We start from the raw sequence: 16,489 nt of genomic DNA, 5'->3' as shown, positions 1-16,489 counted from the left end.
TGGGAGTGGGCTTGCTCGCGATAGCGGTGGGAAGTGGGTTACAGCCACCGCGGGGTGGTGAAGAACGAGGCCATTTCCGAGCGGGCCAGGGCGGCGCCGAAGTAGGGGCCTTGGACATGGTCGCAGGCCACGTTGCGCAGTTGGCTGAATTGCCGGGCGTTTTCGATGCCTTCGGCGGTGACCATGAGCCCTACGCTGCGGCTCAATCGGATCATCGCCAGGACGCCCTCCTTGTCATCCTCCAGGCCCAGCTGCGTCAGGATGTTGCGATCGAAGCGGATGCCATCGAACGGCTGGTCCAGTACCTCGCGCAGGGAGGCAATGCTGGTGCCGAATTTGTCGATGTTGATCCGCACGCCGAGGTCCTTGAGCGCATGGAGGGTGCTGGCGACGGTCTTGTGGTCGGCCAGCAGAACCCCTTCGGCCACTTCCAGGGTCAGCCGGTGAGGCGCCAGGCCGCTTGCTTGGAGGGCCTCTTGTACCTGGTCGAGCAGGAAGCTGCTGTTGAACCAGCGGGGTGAAACCGCGATGGAGACGTTGACGGCGCTCGGCCAGGTGGCGGCCTCTTCACAGACGTTGATCAGCATCCAGGTACCCAGCTCTTCCAGTTGGCCCGAGGTTTCGGCCACCGGTATGAAGTCGGCCCCACCCAGTTCACCTTTCTCGGGGTGGTGCCAGAAGGTCTGGGCTTCGAAACCGTGCAATTGCTCGGCGCTCACGTCGAAGCGAGGCAAGTAGCGCAGTTCCAGTTGATCCCGTTGCATGGCGTCGCGCAGTTGCTGTTCGTATTGCCGCCGGTCGCGGGCCAGGTTGCCCATGGCTTCCACATACACGCGCCAGGTGTTGCGGCCGGCGGCCTTGGCCGCATACAAGGCGATGTCGGCGTGGCGCAACAGTTCATCGGCACGTTCGTCTCCGGGTTGCGACCAGGCAACGCCGATGCTGACCCCCAGGTACAGGGTATTGCCGTCCAGGTGCATGGGCCGTTGCATGCAATCGATCAGCCGTTCACAGAGTTGATCGAGATCGTCGGCATCGCCCGGGTCGGGCATGACAATGACAAACTCATCACCGCCCAGACGTGCCACCAGATCAGTTCCGCGCACGTTTTGCTGGAGGATATGCGCCACCTCCTTGAGCACTTTATCGCCCACGGCATGCCCCAGGGAGTCGTTGACCGGCTTGAATCGGTCCATGTCCAGGTTCAGCAGCACCAGGGGCGGACGATCGGCTCGGTCCAGGTGCTCGCGCAGGCAATCGAACAAGCGGTTGCGGTTGGCCAGCCCGGTCAGTGGATCATGCAGGGACAGGTGCTTGATCTGGGCCAGAGCCCGCAATTCGTCGGTGATATCGGTGGCGGTGCCGCGAAAACCCAGGGTGCCCGCTTCGATGGCCCGCACCGAGAGTTTGCAGGTACGGATGCGCTGGTTGCGCGCGGTGTACTCGCACAGCAGCGGCGCCGAGGAGTCGCTGTTGGCACCGCCGAGCAGCCATTGGGCAATCGAGATCGAGCCGCCATGGGGGTGAAGCAGACGGTGCAGGGGTTTGCCCAGCCACTGCGTGGGACTGAAGCCGGTCACTTGTTCGAAGCGTTCCGACAGATAGGTCAGGGTCCCGGTCGAATCGACCTCCCACAACCAATCGGATGACACTTCGGCAATGTCGCGGAAACGTTCTTCACTGCGTTCCAGCGCCTTGCGATGGGCCAGCAGGCTGGCGTACTGGCGTTCCTGGGCGCGGAGCATGGCCAAGGCATGGCGCAGAACGGCCAGGGCCAGAATCCCCAGCACGAATAACGCCACGGCCAGCAACGGCAGGAGGATTTTGCGCAGATCCTGGCCCGGGGTCTGCGGCCGCCAGGCCAAGGCTTCCAGGGTCAGGTTGTCGAGCAGCAGCTGGGCGGTATCGGCGGGGCCCGGTGTCCTGGCGATATGGGCATCGGGCAGGGCGAAGTCCCGCGCCAGGTTTTCCAGGGCGCCGGGATCAAGGACCTTGACGAAAAGCATCAGGCTGGGCGGGCCGGGGATTTCGGGCACGCTGCTGTCCGTGCCGATGGTGATGGCGGACGCGGCGACAAACGCAGGGGCGTCCTCGTGATGGAGCATCTCGACGACCACTTCGTCGTGATTTTGCGCAGCGGCGGCTTTTTTCAACAGCGCTCGCAAGTCGCCGGTCAGCCAGGTGTCGGCATTGACCTCACTCATCTGGCCGTCGATCACCGAATAGACGGTCTGGCCGGTCGGCGAAATGACAAACACGGCCTGGTAGCCATAGAGCGAATACACGCTGCTGCCGACGTTTTCCTGGTCGTAGGCCCATTCCTTGTCGACGCTGACATGCAGGTGCCGGTAGGCATCGCTCCACTTGGAATAATCGCTCAGGTCCCGTCCGATACCTTTGCGGATCCCCTCGACGGCCTGCTGGGCGAAAAACAGGCTCTGTTCACGGGCGCGGCGGTCCTGGACGCCGGTGATGTTGAGCAGCACGGCGATCGCCAGTGCGGACATGACAAACAGCAGGAGCATGATGGCCGGAAAAGTGCGACGGGTGAAACTTCGGGTTGGCGAACCCGGGGAAAGGACAGTTGAGTCATTGCCAGCAATTTCAATCATAAAAATAAGTCATCAGCCAAAAAGCGATTTCACCCGCACCTGTCTTATATCGGCTGGTGAGCTGATTTACTTAGTCGTGATCACACAGGAACCGGCGGATATGGGGGCTTGCGTCAGGTGCGGGCCTTGAAGCGCAACGTCCATTCGAGGGCGAAGTCCCGCTGGCGCAGGTAACTGACCCCGGCGGCGGCCAGCAGGGTCATGAATGCGGCCAGCGCCGCCAGGGCCATGTCTTTTTGTGAGTCCCATGGGTCCTGTTGGGCGCCGACAAAGGCCTTGGCGGTATCGCCCCCGATGTAGGCGCCGCCCAGCCATTCGATGATTTCGTAAATCGCCGACGACGCAAGAATCAGGCTCCAGGCCAGGAAGTACCCCCTGAACCCCGTTGCTGGCGTAACCCGTAGCAAGGCCTCGCGCAGCGGATAGGCCAGCAGCAGGCCGTAGCTGAAATGCACCAGCCGGTCGAACTGGTTGCGCTGGAAACCCATGAATTGATCAAGCGACTGGCCTCCCGTCAGGGTCTGCCACCACTGGTTGTAAGGCACCTTGGCATAGGTGTAATGGGCGCCGATTTCATGGATGCAAAGGAAGACGAACAACAGCGTGGCGGACAGTCGGGAAAAGCTGAATCGCCGATGAACGGTCACCAGGACCACCAATAAGGCTATGACCAGCAGGTTCTCCGCCAGCCAGTCGCTGCGTTTTATCGGCGCAATGGCCAGCCACCCCCACACCACGCAGAACGCCAGGAGCAGGGACCGTTCATAGCGACGATGCAGCGCAACGGTTGGCATCGCGTCGTGCCTCACTCTTTATCCGTGCGCTGGCCCGGCAGCAGGGCGCCCAAGACCTGCTTGGCGGTCTCCACCACGATGCCTCGCTCGTTCGGGTCGCCCTGGAGCAGGGTCGAGGCAAACTTTTTCGCCTGTTCCAGCTTGATGTGCGGCGGCAGCGGTGGCACATCGGGGTCGGTGCGAAACTCGATCAGCACCGGACGACCCGCCGCCAGCGCGGTTTCCCAGGCCGTGGCCACGTCGTCCTCGTGCAGCACCAGGATGCCCTTCAAGCCAATGGATTCGGCGAACAGGTGATAGGGCACGTCGGGGATGTCCTGGGAGGCGGCGAATTTCGGATCGCCCTCCATGACCCGCTGTTCCCAGGTGACCTGGTTCAAATCCCGATTATTGAACACCGCGCAGATCCAGGTGCCATTGGCCCAGGTACGCCAGTATTTGGCGACGGTGATCAGCTCGGCCATGTTGTTCATCTGCATGGCGCCATCGCCCACCAGGGCGATCACCGGCCGCTCCGGATGGCAGAACTTCGCCGCGATGGCGTAGGGCACGGCCGCGCCCATTGACGCCAGGCCACCGGACAGCGAACACATCATGCCGCGCCGGATCTTGAGGTCCCGGGCGTACCAGTTGGCGCAGGAGCCGGAATCGCAGGTGATGATGGCGCGCTCCGGCAGCCGGGGCGACAGTTCGAAGGTGACTCGCTGCGGATTGATCGGCTTGGCAGAGACCAGGGCGCGTTTTTCCAGGGTCCGCTCCCAGCGTTCGCGCCAATGCTCGATCTTCTTGCGCCAGGCGCGGTCGGGTTTTTCTTCGATCAGCGGCAGCAGGGCGCGCAGGGTGTCGACGCTGTCGCCGTGCAGGCTGATCTCCATGGGATAGCGCAGGCTTAGCATGTCCGCCTGAATGTCGATCTGCACGCCCCGGGCCTGGCCTTCAGGGGGCAGGAACTCGGCGTAGGGAAAGCCGGAGCCGATCATCAGCAACGTGTCGCAGCCGGCCATCAGGTTGTCGCTGGGCTCAGTGCCGAGCAGGCCGATGGTGCCCGTGACCCAGGGCAGATCATCCGGTACGGCGGCCTTGCCCAACAGCGCCTTGGCCACGCCGGCGCCGAGTTTCTCGGCAATGGCGATCACTTCGTCGGTGGCGTGCAGCGCTCCGGCACCGACCAGGATGGCGACTTTCTTGCCGGCATTGAGGACCTCGGCGGCCTTGCGCAGGTCCTCTTCGTAGGGGACGACGCTGGGCTTGCGGTAACCGACGCCGGAGTGAACCGTACCGTGCTCGTGGCGTGGCGCGGTGTATTCCATGTCCTGGAGATCGTTTGGCAGGATCAATGCCGTGACCCGGCGCTCGCCCACTGCCGTACGTACGGCGCGGTCCAGCAGGTGGCGCACCTGGGCGGGCACACTGGCTTGCTGCACGAATGCTCCGGCCACGTCCTTGAACAGGCTGACCAGGTCCAGTTCCTGCTGGTAATGCCCGCCCAGTGCGGCGCGCGCCTGCTGGCCGCTGATGGCGAGCACTGGCATGTGGTCCATCCGGGCGTCGTAGAGGCCGGTCACCAAGTGGGATGCACCGGGCCCGGAAGTGGCGATGCAGACGCCCAGTTCACCGGTGAACTTGGCGTGGGCGCAGGCCATGAATGCGGCCATTTCCTCGTGGCGGGCCTGGATGAAGCGGATTTTTCCCTGGGCGCGGTTCAAGGCGCCAAAGACGCCGTTGATGCCATCGCCCGGATAGCCATAGATACGGCGAACCCCCCATTCGTAAAGACGTTCCACCAGAAAATCACCGACGGTCATGCTCATGCCTGTCCCTCGTTTCAGGCTGCGGTCGCTTGGCGCGACGTACAGCGGTTGACGTTCATACAGGACTTGACCGGCGTATGCCGTCCAAGGTTTCGATTTTTTCAAGGGCGCGGACCTGTGGTCAGGGGCGGCTTGTATAGGATCGACTTCCCTGGGCTCAAGCCGCGTGTCGCGGCCGTTGGCGTCGCTGGGTGGCCTGAGCCAGCTTGCCCACCAGGCGGATGGCGGTGGCGGAGCAGATCAGGCCGAAGGGCAGCGCATACCAGGCGCTCATGGGGACCACTATCGCGAGCAAGCTCGCTCCCACAGGGGCTGTGTCAGCTTGCGAATGCCAGGCGCAACTCGGCGCACAAGCCGCCGCCGTCGCGGTTGCTCAGGGTCAGTGAGCCGCCCATGGCGATCGCCAATTGCTGGGCGATGGCCAAGCCCAGGCCGGTGCCGCCGGTTTCCCGGTTGCGTGAACTTTCCACCCGATAGAACGGCTTGAGCACTTCGGCCAGTTCCTGCTCGTTGATCCCGGGGCCGCGGTCCAGAACCTGAATCGCCAATTGTCCGTTGTCGGCGAGCTGCACATGGATCTGCGCCGAGCCACCGAACTTCAGGGCGTTGTCCACCAGATTGACCAGCACCCGCCGCAGGGCATGGGGACGGGTGTCGATGACGGCGGCGTTTTTCCCGGTCAATTGCACGTCCTTGCCCGTGTCCTGGTAGTCGAACGCCAGGCTGTCGAGGAACGCATCCAGGCTGATCCGGCAACTGGCTTCGGTGGCGCCGTGGATGCTGCGGGCATAGGCCACACCTTCACGCACCAGGTGCTCCATTTCGTTCAAGTCGCTCCACAGCTTGTCTTTCTCGATCCCCTCGTCCATGAATTCAGCGCGCAGCTTCATACGCGTGATGGGGGTCTGCAAGTCGTGGGAAATCGCCGCCAGCAACTGCATGCGCTCCTTGAGGTAGGCAGCGATGCGGTCCTGCATGGCGTTGAACGCTTTGGCGGCATGCACCACTTCGGTCGGGCCTTTCTCGTCCAGGCGCACGCTGTGGGCGTTAGGATCGAGGGTTTCCACCGCCTCGGCCAGTCGGGTCAATGGGCCGACGGCGAGGCGCACGGCCAGCCAGGTGCAGCCGATCAAAAGCGCCAACTGCCCCAGCAACACCATCGGCAGCCAGGGGGAGAGGGGCGTCATTGCCGGGCGTACGTCGATGGTCAGCGGATTTCCGTCCCCCAGGCGCAGGTGCGCCTGATAGTGCATTTTCGGTCCGGGAATCTGTTTGAAGGTCAGGCCATAGGCCTGGCCGATGGCTTCCTGGATCGAACTGACCGAGATCGGCGCGTCGGCAAGGTCCATCGGTTGCCCGGGCTGGCCTTCGTCGAGCAGGTAGCCATAGTTGCGCCGGGCGAGTTTCGGCAGCCAGGCCGGGCGTTCGGCGGCAGGCAGACGGTCAAGAATGGCGACGGAGGTCGAGACGTCGGTTTCCAGGTTGCCGAGCATGGTCGACTTGGCGCTCTGGTAGCGCTCGTAATACTGGACGCCGAAGGACAGCCCCTGGGCCAGGATCAGGCCGACCAGGAAGATCAGCGACAGCCTCGAGGCCAGCGTACGCGGCCAGCGCAACGACAGGCTCATACCGAGGCCTCGAGGATCTCCACCGGCAGCGAGAACACGTAGCCTTCGCTGCGCACGGTCTTGATGTAGGCCGGCTCTCGCGCGTCGTCCAGCAGGCGCTGGCGCAGGCGACTCACCAGCAAATCGATGGAGCGATCGAACAGGTCGGCGTCCCGGCCCTGGGTGAGGTTAAGCAACTGGTCGCGGTTGAGCACCCGTTGCGGATGATCGAGGAAGACTCGCAACAAACGATATTCGGCGCCGCTCAAGGCAACCATGGTGCCGTCGGTGTCCAGCAGGTGGCGGGCGGTGGTGTCCAGGCGCCAGCGCCCGAACGCCAGCAGGCGACCGCTTTCGGTGACCACCAGGTTGGGCGGCAGCATGCGGGTGCGGCGCAGCACGGCATTGATGCGGGCCAGCAGCTCACGGGCGGCGAAGGGCTTGACCAAGTAATCGTCGGCGCCCATTTCCAGGCCGATGATGCGGTCGGTTTCGTCGTTGCGCGCGGTGAGCATCAGTACCGGCGTGGCCTTGTGCTTGCCGGCACGCAGCTCCCGGCACAGCACGAGGCCGTCGTCACCGGGCATCATGATGTCCAGCACGATCAGGTCCACCGGGGTCGTTTCCAGGAAGGCGCGCATTTGCCGGCCATCGGCAACGACAGTGGTGCGCAGACCGTTCTTTTTCAGGTAGTTGCCAACCAGCTCTCTGATCTCGCGATCGTCATCCACTATCAACACGTGATCGACATGATCCATGGTGTCCAGCTCCTCGGCGTTTCGTTGTGAGCAGTCTACAGGCACCGGCTGGCCTGGCTCGCGGCGGTTTGTATTGCAGTGTATCTGGCGCGCGACGGATACACAGCGATGCAAAAAGCCACCTGGCTCGATACAGGCGCGATACCTGCGCGGCATTCAATGGCGTCCATCGAGGCACACAACAGGCCTCGGCAGGTAAACCCATTGAATCGAGGAATCGCCATGAACAGCAAAGCCATCTACGCCGCCTGCCTATTCGCTGCACTGAACATTTGCACACTGTCGGCCCGGGCCGAAAGCAACGTGCAGGCGCAAACCTACGCCTACGGCACCCACCTGGACATCCAGAAAGTGCTGTCCCTCAGCGAAGACACCGAGCCGACCTGCGGCGTGGTCAACGCCCACATGACCTACCTGGATTCGGCAGGCCACAAGCAGGCGTTGGACTACCGCAAGTTTTCCGACAACTGCAGCAACCAGAACTGACCTGCTTTTGTGGCGAGGGAGCTTGCTCCCGCTGGGGCGCGAAGCGGCCCCTTTATTTTCCTGACGTACCCAGTTGTCAGGTCGATTTCGGGGGCTGCTGCGCAGCCCAGCGGGAGCAAGCTCCCTCGCCACAGGGTCTATGTCAGCTTATTATTTTGAGGTGTTGCCATGCTTCTGATCGCTTTTCTCGGCGGGATCCTGACGATCCTCAGCCCCTGCATTCTTCCGGTGGTGCCGTTTCTGTTTGCCCGGGCCGATCGCTCCCGTGGCTCGGTGCTGCTGACCCTTGGCGGCATGGTGCTGACGTTTGCCCTGGTCTCCAGCCTGGCGGTGGTCAGCAGCGAGTGGGTGCTGCGTGCCAGCAGCGTTGGCCGGCAAGTCGCCTTGGTGGTGATGGTGGTGTTTGCCTTGTCGCTGATCTTCAGTCGGGTCGGCACCTGGCTGGCGCGACCGCTGGTCAGCCTGGGCAATCGCCTGGACGCCGGCGCCGGGCGGATGGCCGGGCCTGTGGCTTCAGTGCTGATCGGGGTCGCCACCGGGTTGCTCTGGGCACCGTGCGCCGGACCGATCCTCGGGGTGATCCTGACCGGGGCCATGCTGCAAGGCGCCAGCGCACAAACCAGTCTGCTGCTGCTCGCCTACGGCCTGGGCAGTGCCTTGTCCCTGGGGACGCTGATCCTGGCCGGGCGCGGGCTGGTCGGACGCCTGAAACTCTCGCTGCCGATCACCACCTGGCTGCGCCGGGGAACGGGAGCGGTGGTGTTGCTGGCGGCCGTGGCGATTGGCACCGGGGCGGATGACCGATTGTTGGCGGCGACTTCCTCCCAACAATCGGTCACCTTGGAAAAAAGCCTGCTGGAAAACGTGCCCAAGGCCATCGACTATGTGGTGAGCAAGGCTGGCGCAAGTTCCATGCCGGCCCTCGAATCCCAGGGCACCATGCCTGCGCTGGACGGCGCGGTGCAATGGCTGAACTCACCCCCGCTGAGCAGCGAATCACTCAAGGGCAAGGTGGTGCTGGTGGACTTCTGGACCTACGACTGCATCAACTGCCAGCACACCTTGCCCTATGTGAACGGTTGGGCGAAGAAGTATGAAAAGGACGGGCTGGTGGTGATCGGTGTCCACACCCCGGAATACGGCTACGAGAAGATCATCGACAACGTCCGTGAGCAGGTACGCAAACTGGACATCCACTACCCGGTGGCGATCGACAATCAGTATGCGATCTGGCGCGCCTTCAACAATCAGTATTGGCCGGCCCATTACTTCATCGATGCCAAGGGGCAGGTGCGCTACAGCCATTTTGGCGAAGGGCGCTACGGCGAGCAGGAGCAGGTGATCCAGCAGTTGTTGCAGGAGGCCAAGGCAGGCCAGTGATACCTGTGGCGAGGGAGCTTGCTCCCGCTGGGGCGCGAAGCGGCCCCTTTATTTTCCTGACGCACCCAGTTGTCAGGTCGATTTCGGGGGGCTGCTGCGCAGCCCAGCGGGAGCAAGCTCCCTCGCCACAAAAGCTCACATAGGCACATATCGGGGTAGCCGTGCTGGCCCCTTGCTCATTTGCGTAAGGTCAAACTTCTTTTCTTTCAGAAAGTTGGGCGACAAACCTATGCGTATTTCTATGTGGGTCGTGGCGACGTTTCTCTTGGCCGCCGTTTCGCTTGAGGTCCAGGCCAGGGCGCTGACGCAACACCAGCAGTCGGTGTGCCGCTGGGGTTCGGACATCGCGGCAGGGGCGCAGGCGTCGAAGCTTTCCGGCGTCAGCCTGTACGGCGCGCGCAAGAAGCTGCAAGTGCGCAAGTTTCCCCGGCCCTGGATGCGCATGACCGCCCTGGGCATTACCGAGCAGACCTACAACAGCGCCTCGCGTCTCAAGCCGGCCGCAGTCAAGCAGACCTACTACGAACAATGTGTCCGTCATGAACTGGCGCGACGATAGGCCCTCAGGCCGGGCTGCGGCCCGGCATTTCGATGCCATGCAGGTTTACCCGTCGATACAGGGTCGCCCGGGAAATGCCCAGGGCCCGGGCAGCAGCGGTGGGTTTCCAGCGGTGGCGCACCAAGGCATCGAGCAGTGCCTGGCGTTCCGGGCTGGCGCTCGGCTCCGGCCCGTGATCGGCGGCGTCCGTGTGGTGCATTGACTCGGGCAGGTGGCTGAGTTGGACCACGCTGGCTTCGCACACCGCGCACGCATAGCGCAGCACATGGCGCAACTGGCGCACATTGCCCGGCCAGTGATAACCGAGCAAGCATTCCAGCGCCGCACCGCTCAATTGCACCGTCCCCCCGCAGAGCGCCGACTCCTCGGCAAGAATTCGATTGATCAACGCCAGCCGGTCGCTGCGTTCGCGCAACGGTGGTAGCTGGAAACGCGCACCACCGAGGCGGAAATACAAATCCTCGCGAAATTCGCCAGCGGCCACCAGGGTCTCCAGGTTGCGGTGGGTGGCGCAGATCACCTGGATGTCCACGGCTTTGCGGCGGGATGCGCCCAGTGGCGCCACTTCACCCTCGGCCAATACGCGTAGCAGGCGGGTCTGCAAGGCCAGGGGCATGTCGCCGATTTCATCCAGGAACAAGGTGCCGCCATCGGCCTGTTGCAGCAGGCCCTGCATGCCTTTGGCCGAGGCGCCGGTGAAGGCGCCGGCGACGTAGCCGAACAATTCGCTTTCGATCAGGCTTTCGGGAATAGCGGCGCAATTCAACGCCACGAAAGGGCGATCACGGCGCTGGCTGGCCTGGTGCAACTGCCGGGCGAATACTTCCTTGCCGGAACCGGTTTCGCCCTGGATCAGCACCGGCAGGTTGCGATCCTTGACCCGCACCGCCAGGCGCAGGCTGTCGGCCAGGCGTGGATCGATTTCCAACGGGGTCATCGCCACCCGCGAACGTGAACTGGCCCGCTGGCGTGGTGCGCTCAAGCGCCCGTGCATGGCGTGATCGAGCGAGCAGAGGCTTTCGTCCCGGGCACGGTGCAGCAACTGCTGGTCGAACACCTGGCCGATGTGTTGCGGCAACTGCCCGTAATGTTGCAGCAGGTACTGGCGGGCGGCCGGGTTCAAGGCTTGCAGGCAACCGTCGTCGTCCCAGGCGAACAGGAAGTCCGGCTGGCTGTCGACGTAGCCGGCGTTGCGATGGGCCCGCAGCACCCAGTAACCCTGGGCGCTGCTCATGAAAAACGCCTGTTCGATCTCCCGGGCGCTCTGCACCACCATTTGCCGGATCAGGTGCTGCGAGCGCCGATCATCCGGCGAGCGCACCGCCGAGACGTCCAGCACCCCGAGCAATTCTCCCTGGGGGTCGAAGACCGGTGCGGCGGAGCAGGTCAGGCCAATGAACGCCGCCCGGAAATGGTCGCGCTTGTGCACCGTCACCGGGGCCTTGGCCGTGAGCACCGCCGCCACGCCGCAGGTGCCTTCCTCGCCCTCCGACCAACAGGTGCCCAGGTACAGCCCGGCCTTGCGGCAGTCATTGCGAATCGTGGTTTCCACCCGATAGTCGATGGTCTGGCCCTGGGCATCGGTCAACAGCACGCAGTAGTCGGCATCGCGGACCCGGCCATGGAGGCGGGCCACTTCTTCGCTGGCGATATTGAGGAACAGCTCGGAGCGCTCGCGGCATTGCTTGAGCACGTCCTGGGAGAGGATTCGCGGACCCTGCAGCGAACCGGGGTCCAGGTGATGTTGCTCCAGGGAGCGACGCCAGGAGTCGAGGATCAGGTCCGGGACCGGCAGTTGTGGCAATTGGTTCGCGTTTTTCACCACGCGGCTGACGCAATCCACGTGCGCCCGGGAGTGAGCGGAAAGCATAGGGGCCTCCGATTCAGCTTCTTATCGTTGTGCGCACATTAAGCGCCGTTCGCCGGGTACAGACAAGCTCGACGGGTTCTTCGGGTGGTGTGAGACGCCACGTCTCAGGGTCTCGCCGCAACCTCGTGCAGGCTGACATGGTGCGTCTCACCGGGGCTCGGTTCGCTGCATCGAAAATCCCATGGGGGCCGCTCTGGCCCGGGCTTTGAGCAGGTTTTTTTCACAACTGGCACCGCCCTTGCTCTACCTCTGGAGCCCGCTCGACGGGTCATCCAATAATAACAACGAGGTGTCTATGGTTTCCTGCCCAGGCCGTGTACCTGCTCTCTCCACGGTGGCGTCATGAGTCGCCGGCCATTGACCGTGGGCATCATCGCCAACCCCGCATCGGGCCGTGACGTGCGGCGCCTGACCGCCAATGCCGGGCTGTTTTCCAGCACTGACAAGGTCTCGGTGATCCAGCGCTTGCTGGCCGCTTTCGGCGCCACTGGCGTCGAACAGGTGTTGATGCCCACCGACATGATTGGCATGGCCGCCGCCGTGCTGAAGAACAGCCACAGCCGCCAGGCCCGCAGCAGCCACTGGCCGGCCCTGGAGTTCCTCGACCTGACCTTGCGCCAGACCGTCGAAGACACCCGTCGGGCCGCACGCCTGATGGCCGAGCGCGAGGTGGCGTTGATCGCCGTACTTGGCGGCGACGGCACCCACAAGGCGGTGGCCGCCGAAGTGGGGGACATCCCATTGCTGACCCTGTCCACCGGCACTAACAACGCCTTTCCCGAACTGCGCGAGGCCACCAGTGCCGGCCTGGCCGGAGGGTTGTACGCCAGTGGCCGAATCCCGGACTCGATCGGCTTGCGCCGCAACAAGCGCTTGTTGGTCTGTGATGCCGGACGTGGCCTGCGCGAAGTCGCCCTGGTGGACGTCGCCGTGTCGTCGCTGCGGTTTGTCGGCGCCCGGGCCATCAGTCGGGCACAGGACCTGGCCGAAGTCTTTGTGACCTTCGCCGAACCGCAATCCATTGGCCTGTCGGCGCTGTGCGGCTTGTGGTTTCCGGTTTCACGCCAAGCCCCGGGTGGCGCCTGGATGCGCCTGGACCCGCAATCCCCCGAAGCGCTGCTGGTGCCGCTCGCGCCGGGGCTGTTGCAGGGCTGTGGCGTGCTCGCCGCCGGCCCCCTGGAACCCGGTGTCGCCCATGGCCTGTCGCTCTCCAGCGGCACCCTGGCCTTGGACGGCGAGCGGGAAATCGAATTCAACGCGCAGGACCGGCCCACGGTCACCCTCGATGCCGGCGGTCCACTGAGCATCGACGTCAACGCGGTGCTGGCCTACGCCGCGCAACACCGTTTGCTGGCCATCGGCCGCGAACACCCGCAACACCCTCTGAATCTTCAAGAAGACACCCCAGGAGAATAAAAATGTCGACACCGCTCACCCACGATCAACTGCTGCACGCCTACCAGGTGATGCGCACCATCCGCGCCTTCGAAGAGCGCCTGCACGTGGAGTTCGCTACCGGCGAAATTCCCGGTTTCGTCCACCTCTATGCCGGCGAAGAAGCCTCGGCCGCCGGCGTCATGGCCCACCTGGGTGATGACGATTGCATCGCCTCCAACCACCGTGGTCACGGCCATTGCATCGCCAAGGGCGTGGACGTCTACGGGATGATGGCCGAGATCTACGGCAAGAAAACCGGCGTCTGCCAAGGCAAGGGCGGCTCGATGCACATCGCCGATTTCGAGAAGGGCATGCTCGGCGCCAATGGCATTGTCGGAGCCGGCGCGCCCCTGGTGGTCGGCGCGGCTTTGGCGGCCCGGCTCAAGGGCACCGACAGCGTCGCCGTGGTGTTTTTCGGCGACGGTGGCTCCAACGAGGGCGCGGTGTTCGAAGCCATGAACATGGCCTCGGTGTGGAACCTGCCGTGCCTGTTCATCGCCGAAAACAATGGCTACGCCGAAGCCACCGCCTCCAATTGGTCAGTGGCCTGCGATCACATCGCCGACCGCGCCGCCGGGTTCGGCATGCCCGGAGTGACGGTGGATGGCTTTGACTTCTTTGCCGTGCATGAAGCCGCCGGGGCCGCCGTCGAACGCGCCCGTGCCGGGGAAGGGCCGTCGCTGATCGAGGTCAAGCTGACCCGCTACTACGGCCACTTCGAGGGCGACGCTCAAACCTATCGGGCGCCCGACGAGGTCAAGCATTTTCGCGAGAACCAGGACTGCCTGATGCAGTTCCGCGAGCGCACCACTCGGGCCGGCTTGCTCACCGTCGAGCAGTTGGACCAGATCGACAAGGAGGTGGACATGCTGATTGAAAACGCCGTGTACAAGGCCAAGTCCGATCCCAAGCCCTCCGCGGCGGACCTGCTGACCGACGTCTACGTCAGCTATCCCTGAACGCCCCCCTGAATAACAACAATAGAGAATCCCATCATGGCGAGAAAAATCAGTTATCAGCAGGCAATCAACGAGGCCCTGGCCCAGGAAATGCGCCGCGACTCCAGCGTCTTCATCATGGGTGAGGACGTGGCCGGTGGCGCCGGCGCACCCGGTGAAAACGACGCCTGGGGCGGCGTGCTCGGCGTTACCAAGGGGCTTTACGACCAGTTCCCCGGACGCGTGCTGGACACGCCGCTGTCGGAAATCGGTTACGTCGGCGCGGCGGTCGGGGCCGCCACCTGCGGCGTGCGCCCGGTGTGCGAACTGATGTTCGTCGACTTTGCCGGGTGCTGCCTGGACCAGATCCTCAACCAGGCGGCGAAGTTTCGCTACATGTTCGGCGGCAAGGCCTCCACGCCCCTGGTGATCCGCACCATGGTCGGCGCCGGCCTGCGCGCCGCCGCCCAGCATTCGCAGATGCTCACGTCCTTGTGGACGCACATTCCGGGACTGAAAGTAGTGTGCCCATCGTCGCCTTACGACGCCAAGGGCCTGCTGATCCAGGCGATCCGCGACAACGACCCGGTGATCTTCTGCGAGCACAAATTGCTCTACAGCATGCAGGGCGAGGTGCCGGAAGAGCTCTACACCATCCCCTTTGGCGAGGCCAATTTCCTGCGCGACGGCAAGGACGTGACCCTCGTGTCCTACGGGCGCACCGTCAACACCGCCATGGACGCGGCGCGGAGCCTGGCCGGGCGTGGCATCGACTGCGAAGTCATCGATCTGCGCACCACCAGCCCGCTGGACGAGGACAGCATCCTCGAAAGTGTCGAGAAGACCGGGCGCCTGGTGGTGATCGATGAGGCCAACCCACGCTGTTCCATGGCCACCGATATTTCGGCGCTGGTGGCGCAGAAAGCCTTTGGCGCGCTCAAGGCGCCGATTGAAATGGTCACCGCGCCGCACACCCCGGTGCCGTTCTCCGATTCGCTGGAAGACCTGTACATCCCTGACGCGGCGAAGATCGAACAAGCCGTGCTCAACGTGATCGAGTGGAGCAAGCGCTGATGAGCCAGATTCATACCTTGACCATGCCCAAGTGGGGCCTGTCGATGACCGAGGGCCGGGTCGATGCCTGGCTCAAGGAGGAGGGCCAGGCCATCACCAAGGGCGATGAAGTGATGGACGTCGAGACCGACAAGATCTCCAGCAGTGTCGAAGCGCCGTTTTCCGGAGTCCTGCGCCGCCAGATCGCCCGGCAGGACGAAACCCTGGCGGTCGGCGCCTTGCTCGGCATCGTGGTCGACGGCGAAGCCAGCGATGCCGAGATCGACGCGGTCATCGAACAGTTCCAATCGACCTTTGTGCCCGGCGATGCGGCCGACGAAGACAGTGGGCCGAAACCGCAGAAAGTCGAATTGGATGGCCGCTTGATCCGCTATTTCGAGCGCGGCGAGGGCGGTACGCCGTTGTTGCTGGTGCATGGTTTCGGCGGCGACTTGAACAACTGGTTGTTCAACCATGAAGCACTGGCGGCCGGGCGCCGGGTCATTGCCCTGGACCTGCCGGGCCATGGTGAGTCCGGCAAGGTCTTGCAACGGGGCGATCTGGATGAGTTGAGCGGCGTGGTGCTGGCCTTGCTCGATCACCTGGACATCAACGCTGTGCACCTCGTCGGGCATTCCATGGGCGGCGCCGTGTCGCTGAACACGGCACGGCTGGCGCCCCGGCGGGTGCGTTCCCTGACCTTGATCGGCAGCGCCGGGCTGGGCGCGGAGATCAACGGCAGCTACCTGCAAGGTTTTGTCGAAGCGGCCAACCGCAACGCCCTCAAGCCGCAACTGGTGCAACTGTTTTCCAATGCCGAACTGGTCAACCGGCAAATGCTTGACGACATGCTCAAGTACAAGCGCCTGGAGGGTGTGGACGCCGCGTTGCAACAGCTGTCCTCGAGGTTATTCGCCGATGGCCGCCAGCAAACCGACCTGCGCGAAGTGGTACAGGCCGGCCAGGTGCCGACCCTGGTGGTCTGGGGCAGCGACGACGCCATCATTCCAGTGACCCACAGCGAAGGATTGAGCGCACAGGTCGAGGTGCTGCCCGGTCAGGGTCACATGGTGCAGATGGAAGCGGCCGAACAGGTCAACTCGTTGATCCTGGCATTCATTCAGCAGCACTGATCAAGCGGGCGGCGAGGTGATTCGTCGCCCCAACAAAACTTCTGGAGGCAA

At 63.8% G+C, this 16,489-nt stretch carries 13 protein-coding genes; 7 read left to right on the top strand and 6 right to left on the bottom strand.

Annotated features, from left to right (window positions below; all coding sequences use genetic code 11):
* Positions 1 to 38: 38 nt before the first annotated feature.
* The 5 genes from BLT00_RS04545 to BLT00_RS04520 all read right to left on the bottom strand — a co-directional run bounded on the left by BLT00_RS04545 (position 39) and on the right by BLT00_RS04520 (position 7,582).
* Positions 39 to 2,612 (bottom strand): bifunctional diguanylate cyclase/phosphodiesterase, encoded by a 2,574-nt coding sequence (locus tag BLT00_RS04545; protein WP_092145855.1) that lies wholly within the window; start codon positions 2,610 to 2,612, stop codon positions 39 to 41.
* Between the two features lie 113 nt (positions 2,613 to 2,725).
* Positions 2,726 to 3,406 carry a DUF2238 domain-containing protein gene (locus tag BLT00_RS04540; protein ID WP_092145854.1) on the bottom strand — a complete coding sequence of 227 codons (681 nt, stop codon included), beginning with the start codon at positions 3,404 to 3,406 and terminating at the stop codon, positions 2,726 to 2,728.
* Positions 3,407 to 3,417: 11 nt separating this feature from the next.
* Positions 3,418 to 5,217, bottom strand: a complete 1,800-nt coding sequence (locus BLT00_RS04535; RefSeq protein WP_092145852.1) for a thiamine pyrophosphate-requiring protein — start codon at positions 5,215 to 5,217, stop codon at positions 3,418 to 3,420.
* Between the two features lie 317 nt (positions 5,218 to 5,534).
* Positions 5,535 to 6,845 (bottom strand): ATP-binding protein, encoded by a 1,311-nt coding sequence (locus tag BLT00_RS04525; protein WP_092145850.1) that lies wholly within the window; start codon positions 6,843 to 6,845, stop codon positions 5,535 to 5,537.
* Positions 6,842 to 7,582 (bottom strand): response regulator, encoded by a 741-nt coding sequence (locus tag BLT00_RS04520; RefSeq protein WP_003202589.1) that lies wholly within the window; start codon positions 7,580 to 7,582, stop codon positions 6,842 to 6,844. The genes BLT00_RS04525 and BLT00_RS04520 overlap by 4 nt, the downstream gene beginning before the upstream one ends.
* Before the next feature lie 222 nt (positions 7,583 to 7,804).
* Here BLT00_RS04520 and BLT00_RS04515 point away from each other — a divergent pair, with 222 nt between their 5' ends.
* The 3 genes from BLT00_RS04515 to BLT00_RS04505 all read left to right on the top strand — a co-directional run bounded on the left by BLT00_RS04515 (position 7,805) and on the right by BLT00_RS04505 (position 10,007).
* Positions 7,805 to 8,068, top strand: a complete 264-nt coding sequence (locus BLT00_RS04515) for a DUF2790 domain-containing protein (protein ID WP_092145848.1) — start codon at positions 7,805 to 7,807, stop codon at positions 8,066 to 8,068.
* Between the two features lie 168 nt (positions 8,069 to 8,236).
* Positions 8,237 to 9,448, top strand: a complete 1,212-nt coding sequence (locus BLT00_RS04510) for a cytochrome c biogenesis protein DipZ (RefSeq protein WP_092145846.1) — start codon at positions 8,237 to 8,239, stop codon at positions 9,446 to 9,448.
* A gap of 229 nt (positions 9,449 to 9,677) precedes the next feature.
* Complete coding sequence (locus BLT00_RS04505; RefSeq protein ID WP_092145844.1) at positions 9,678 to 10,007, top strand: hypothetical protein; 330 nt, start codon at positions 9,678 to 9,680, stop codon at positions 10,005 to 10,007.
* 4 nt (positions 10,008 to 10,011) lie between these two features.
* Here the strand turns inward: BLT00_RS04505 and BLT00_RS04500 are convergent, their stop codons facing one another.
* Entirely contained in the window at positions 10,012 to 11,877 is a 1,866-nt protein-coding gene (locus BLT00_RS04500; protein ID WP_092145842.1) for a sigma-54-dependent Fis family transcriptional regulator, read from the bottom strand.
* 342 nt (positions 11,878 to 12,219) lie between these two features.
* Between BLT00_RS04500 and BLT00_RS04495 the strand changes: the two genes are divergently transcribed.
* Genes BLT00_RS04495 through BLT00_RS04480 form a run of 4 tightly spaced genes read left to right on the top strand, consistent with a single transcriptional unit; the run spans position 12,220 to position 16,438 of the window.
* The gene (locus BLT00_RS04495; protein ID WP_092145840.1) at positions 12,220 to 13,293 is read left to right on the top strand and encodes an ATP-NAD kinase family protein; all 1,074 of its coding nucleotides are present in this window, start codon (positions 12,220 to 12,222) and stop codon (positions 13,291 to 13,293) included.
* A 2-nt stretch (positions 13,294 to 13,295) separates the two neighbouring features.
* Positions 13,296 to 14,273 carry a thiamine pyrophosphate-dependent dehydrogenase E1 component subunit alpha gene (locus BLT00_RS04490; RefSeq protein WP_063320801.1) on the top strand — a complete coding sequence of 326 codons (978 nt, stop codon included), beginning with the start codon at positions 13,296 to 13,298 and terminating at the stop codon, positions 14,271 to 14,273.
* Positions 14,274 to 14,309: 36 nt separating this feature from the next.
* Positions 14,310 to 15,326: an alpha-ketoacid dehydrogenase subunit beta gene (locus BLT00_RS04485; RefSeq protein ID WP_014339122.1), complete on the top strand. Its 1,017-nt coding sequence runs from the start codon at positions 14,310 to 14,312 to the stop codon at positions 15,324 to 15,326.
* On the top strand, positions 15,326 to 16,438 hold the full coding sequence (locus tag BLT00_RS04480; RefSeq protein ID WP_092145838.1) for an acetoin dehydrogenase dihydrolipoyllysine-residue acetyltransferase subunit: 1,113 nt from the start codon (positions 15,326 to 15,328) through the stop codon (positions 16,436 to 16,438). The genes BLT00_RS04485 and BLT00_RS04480 overlap by 1 nt, the downstream gene beginning before the upstream one ends.
* Positions 16,439 to 16,489: the final 51 nt, after the last annotated feature.

The sequence above is a fragment of the Pseudomonas sp. NFACC51 genome (assembly GCF_900103575.1).
In the GTDB taxonomy this organism is placed as follows: Bacteria; Pseudomonadota; Gammaproteobacteria; order Pseudomonadales; family Pseudomonadaceae; genus Aquipseudomonas; species Aquipseudomonas fluorescens_Q.
This window is presented reverse-complemented; position numbering and strand designations above follow the sequence as displayed.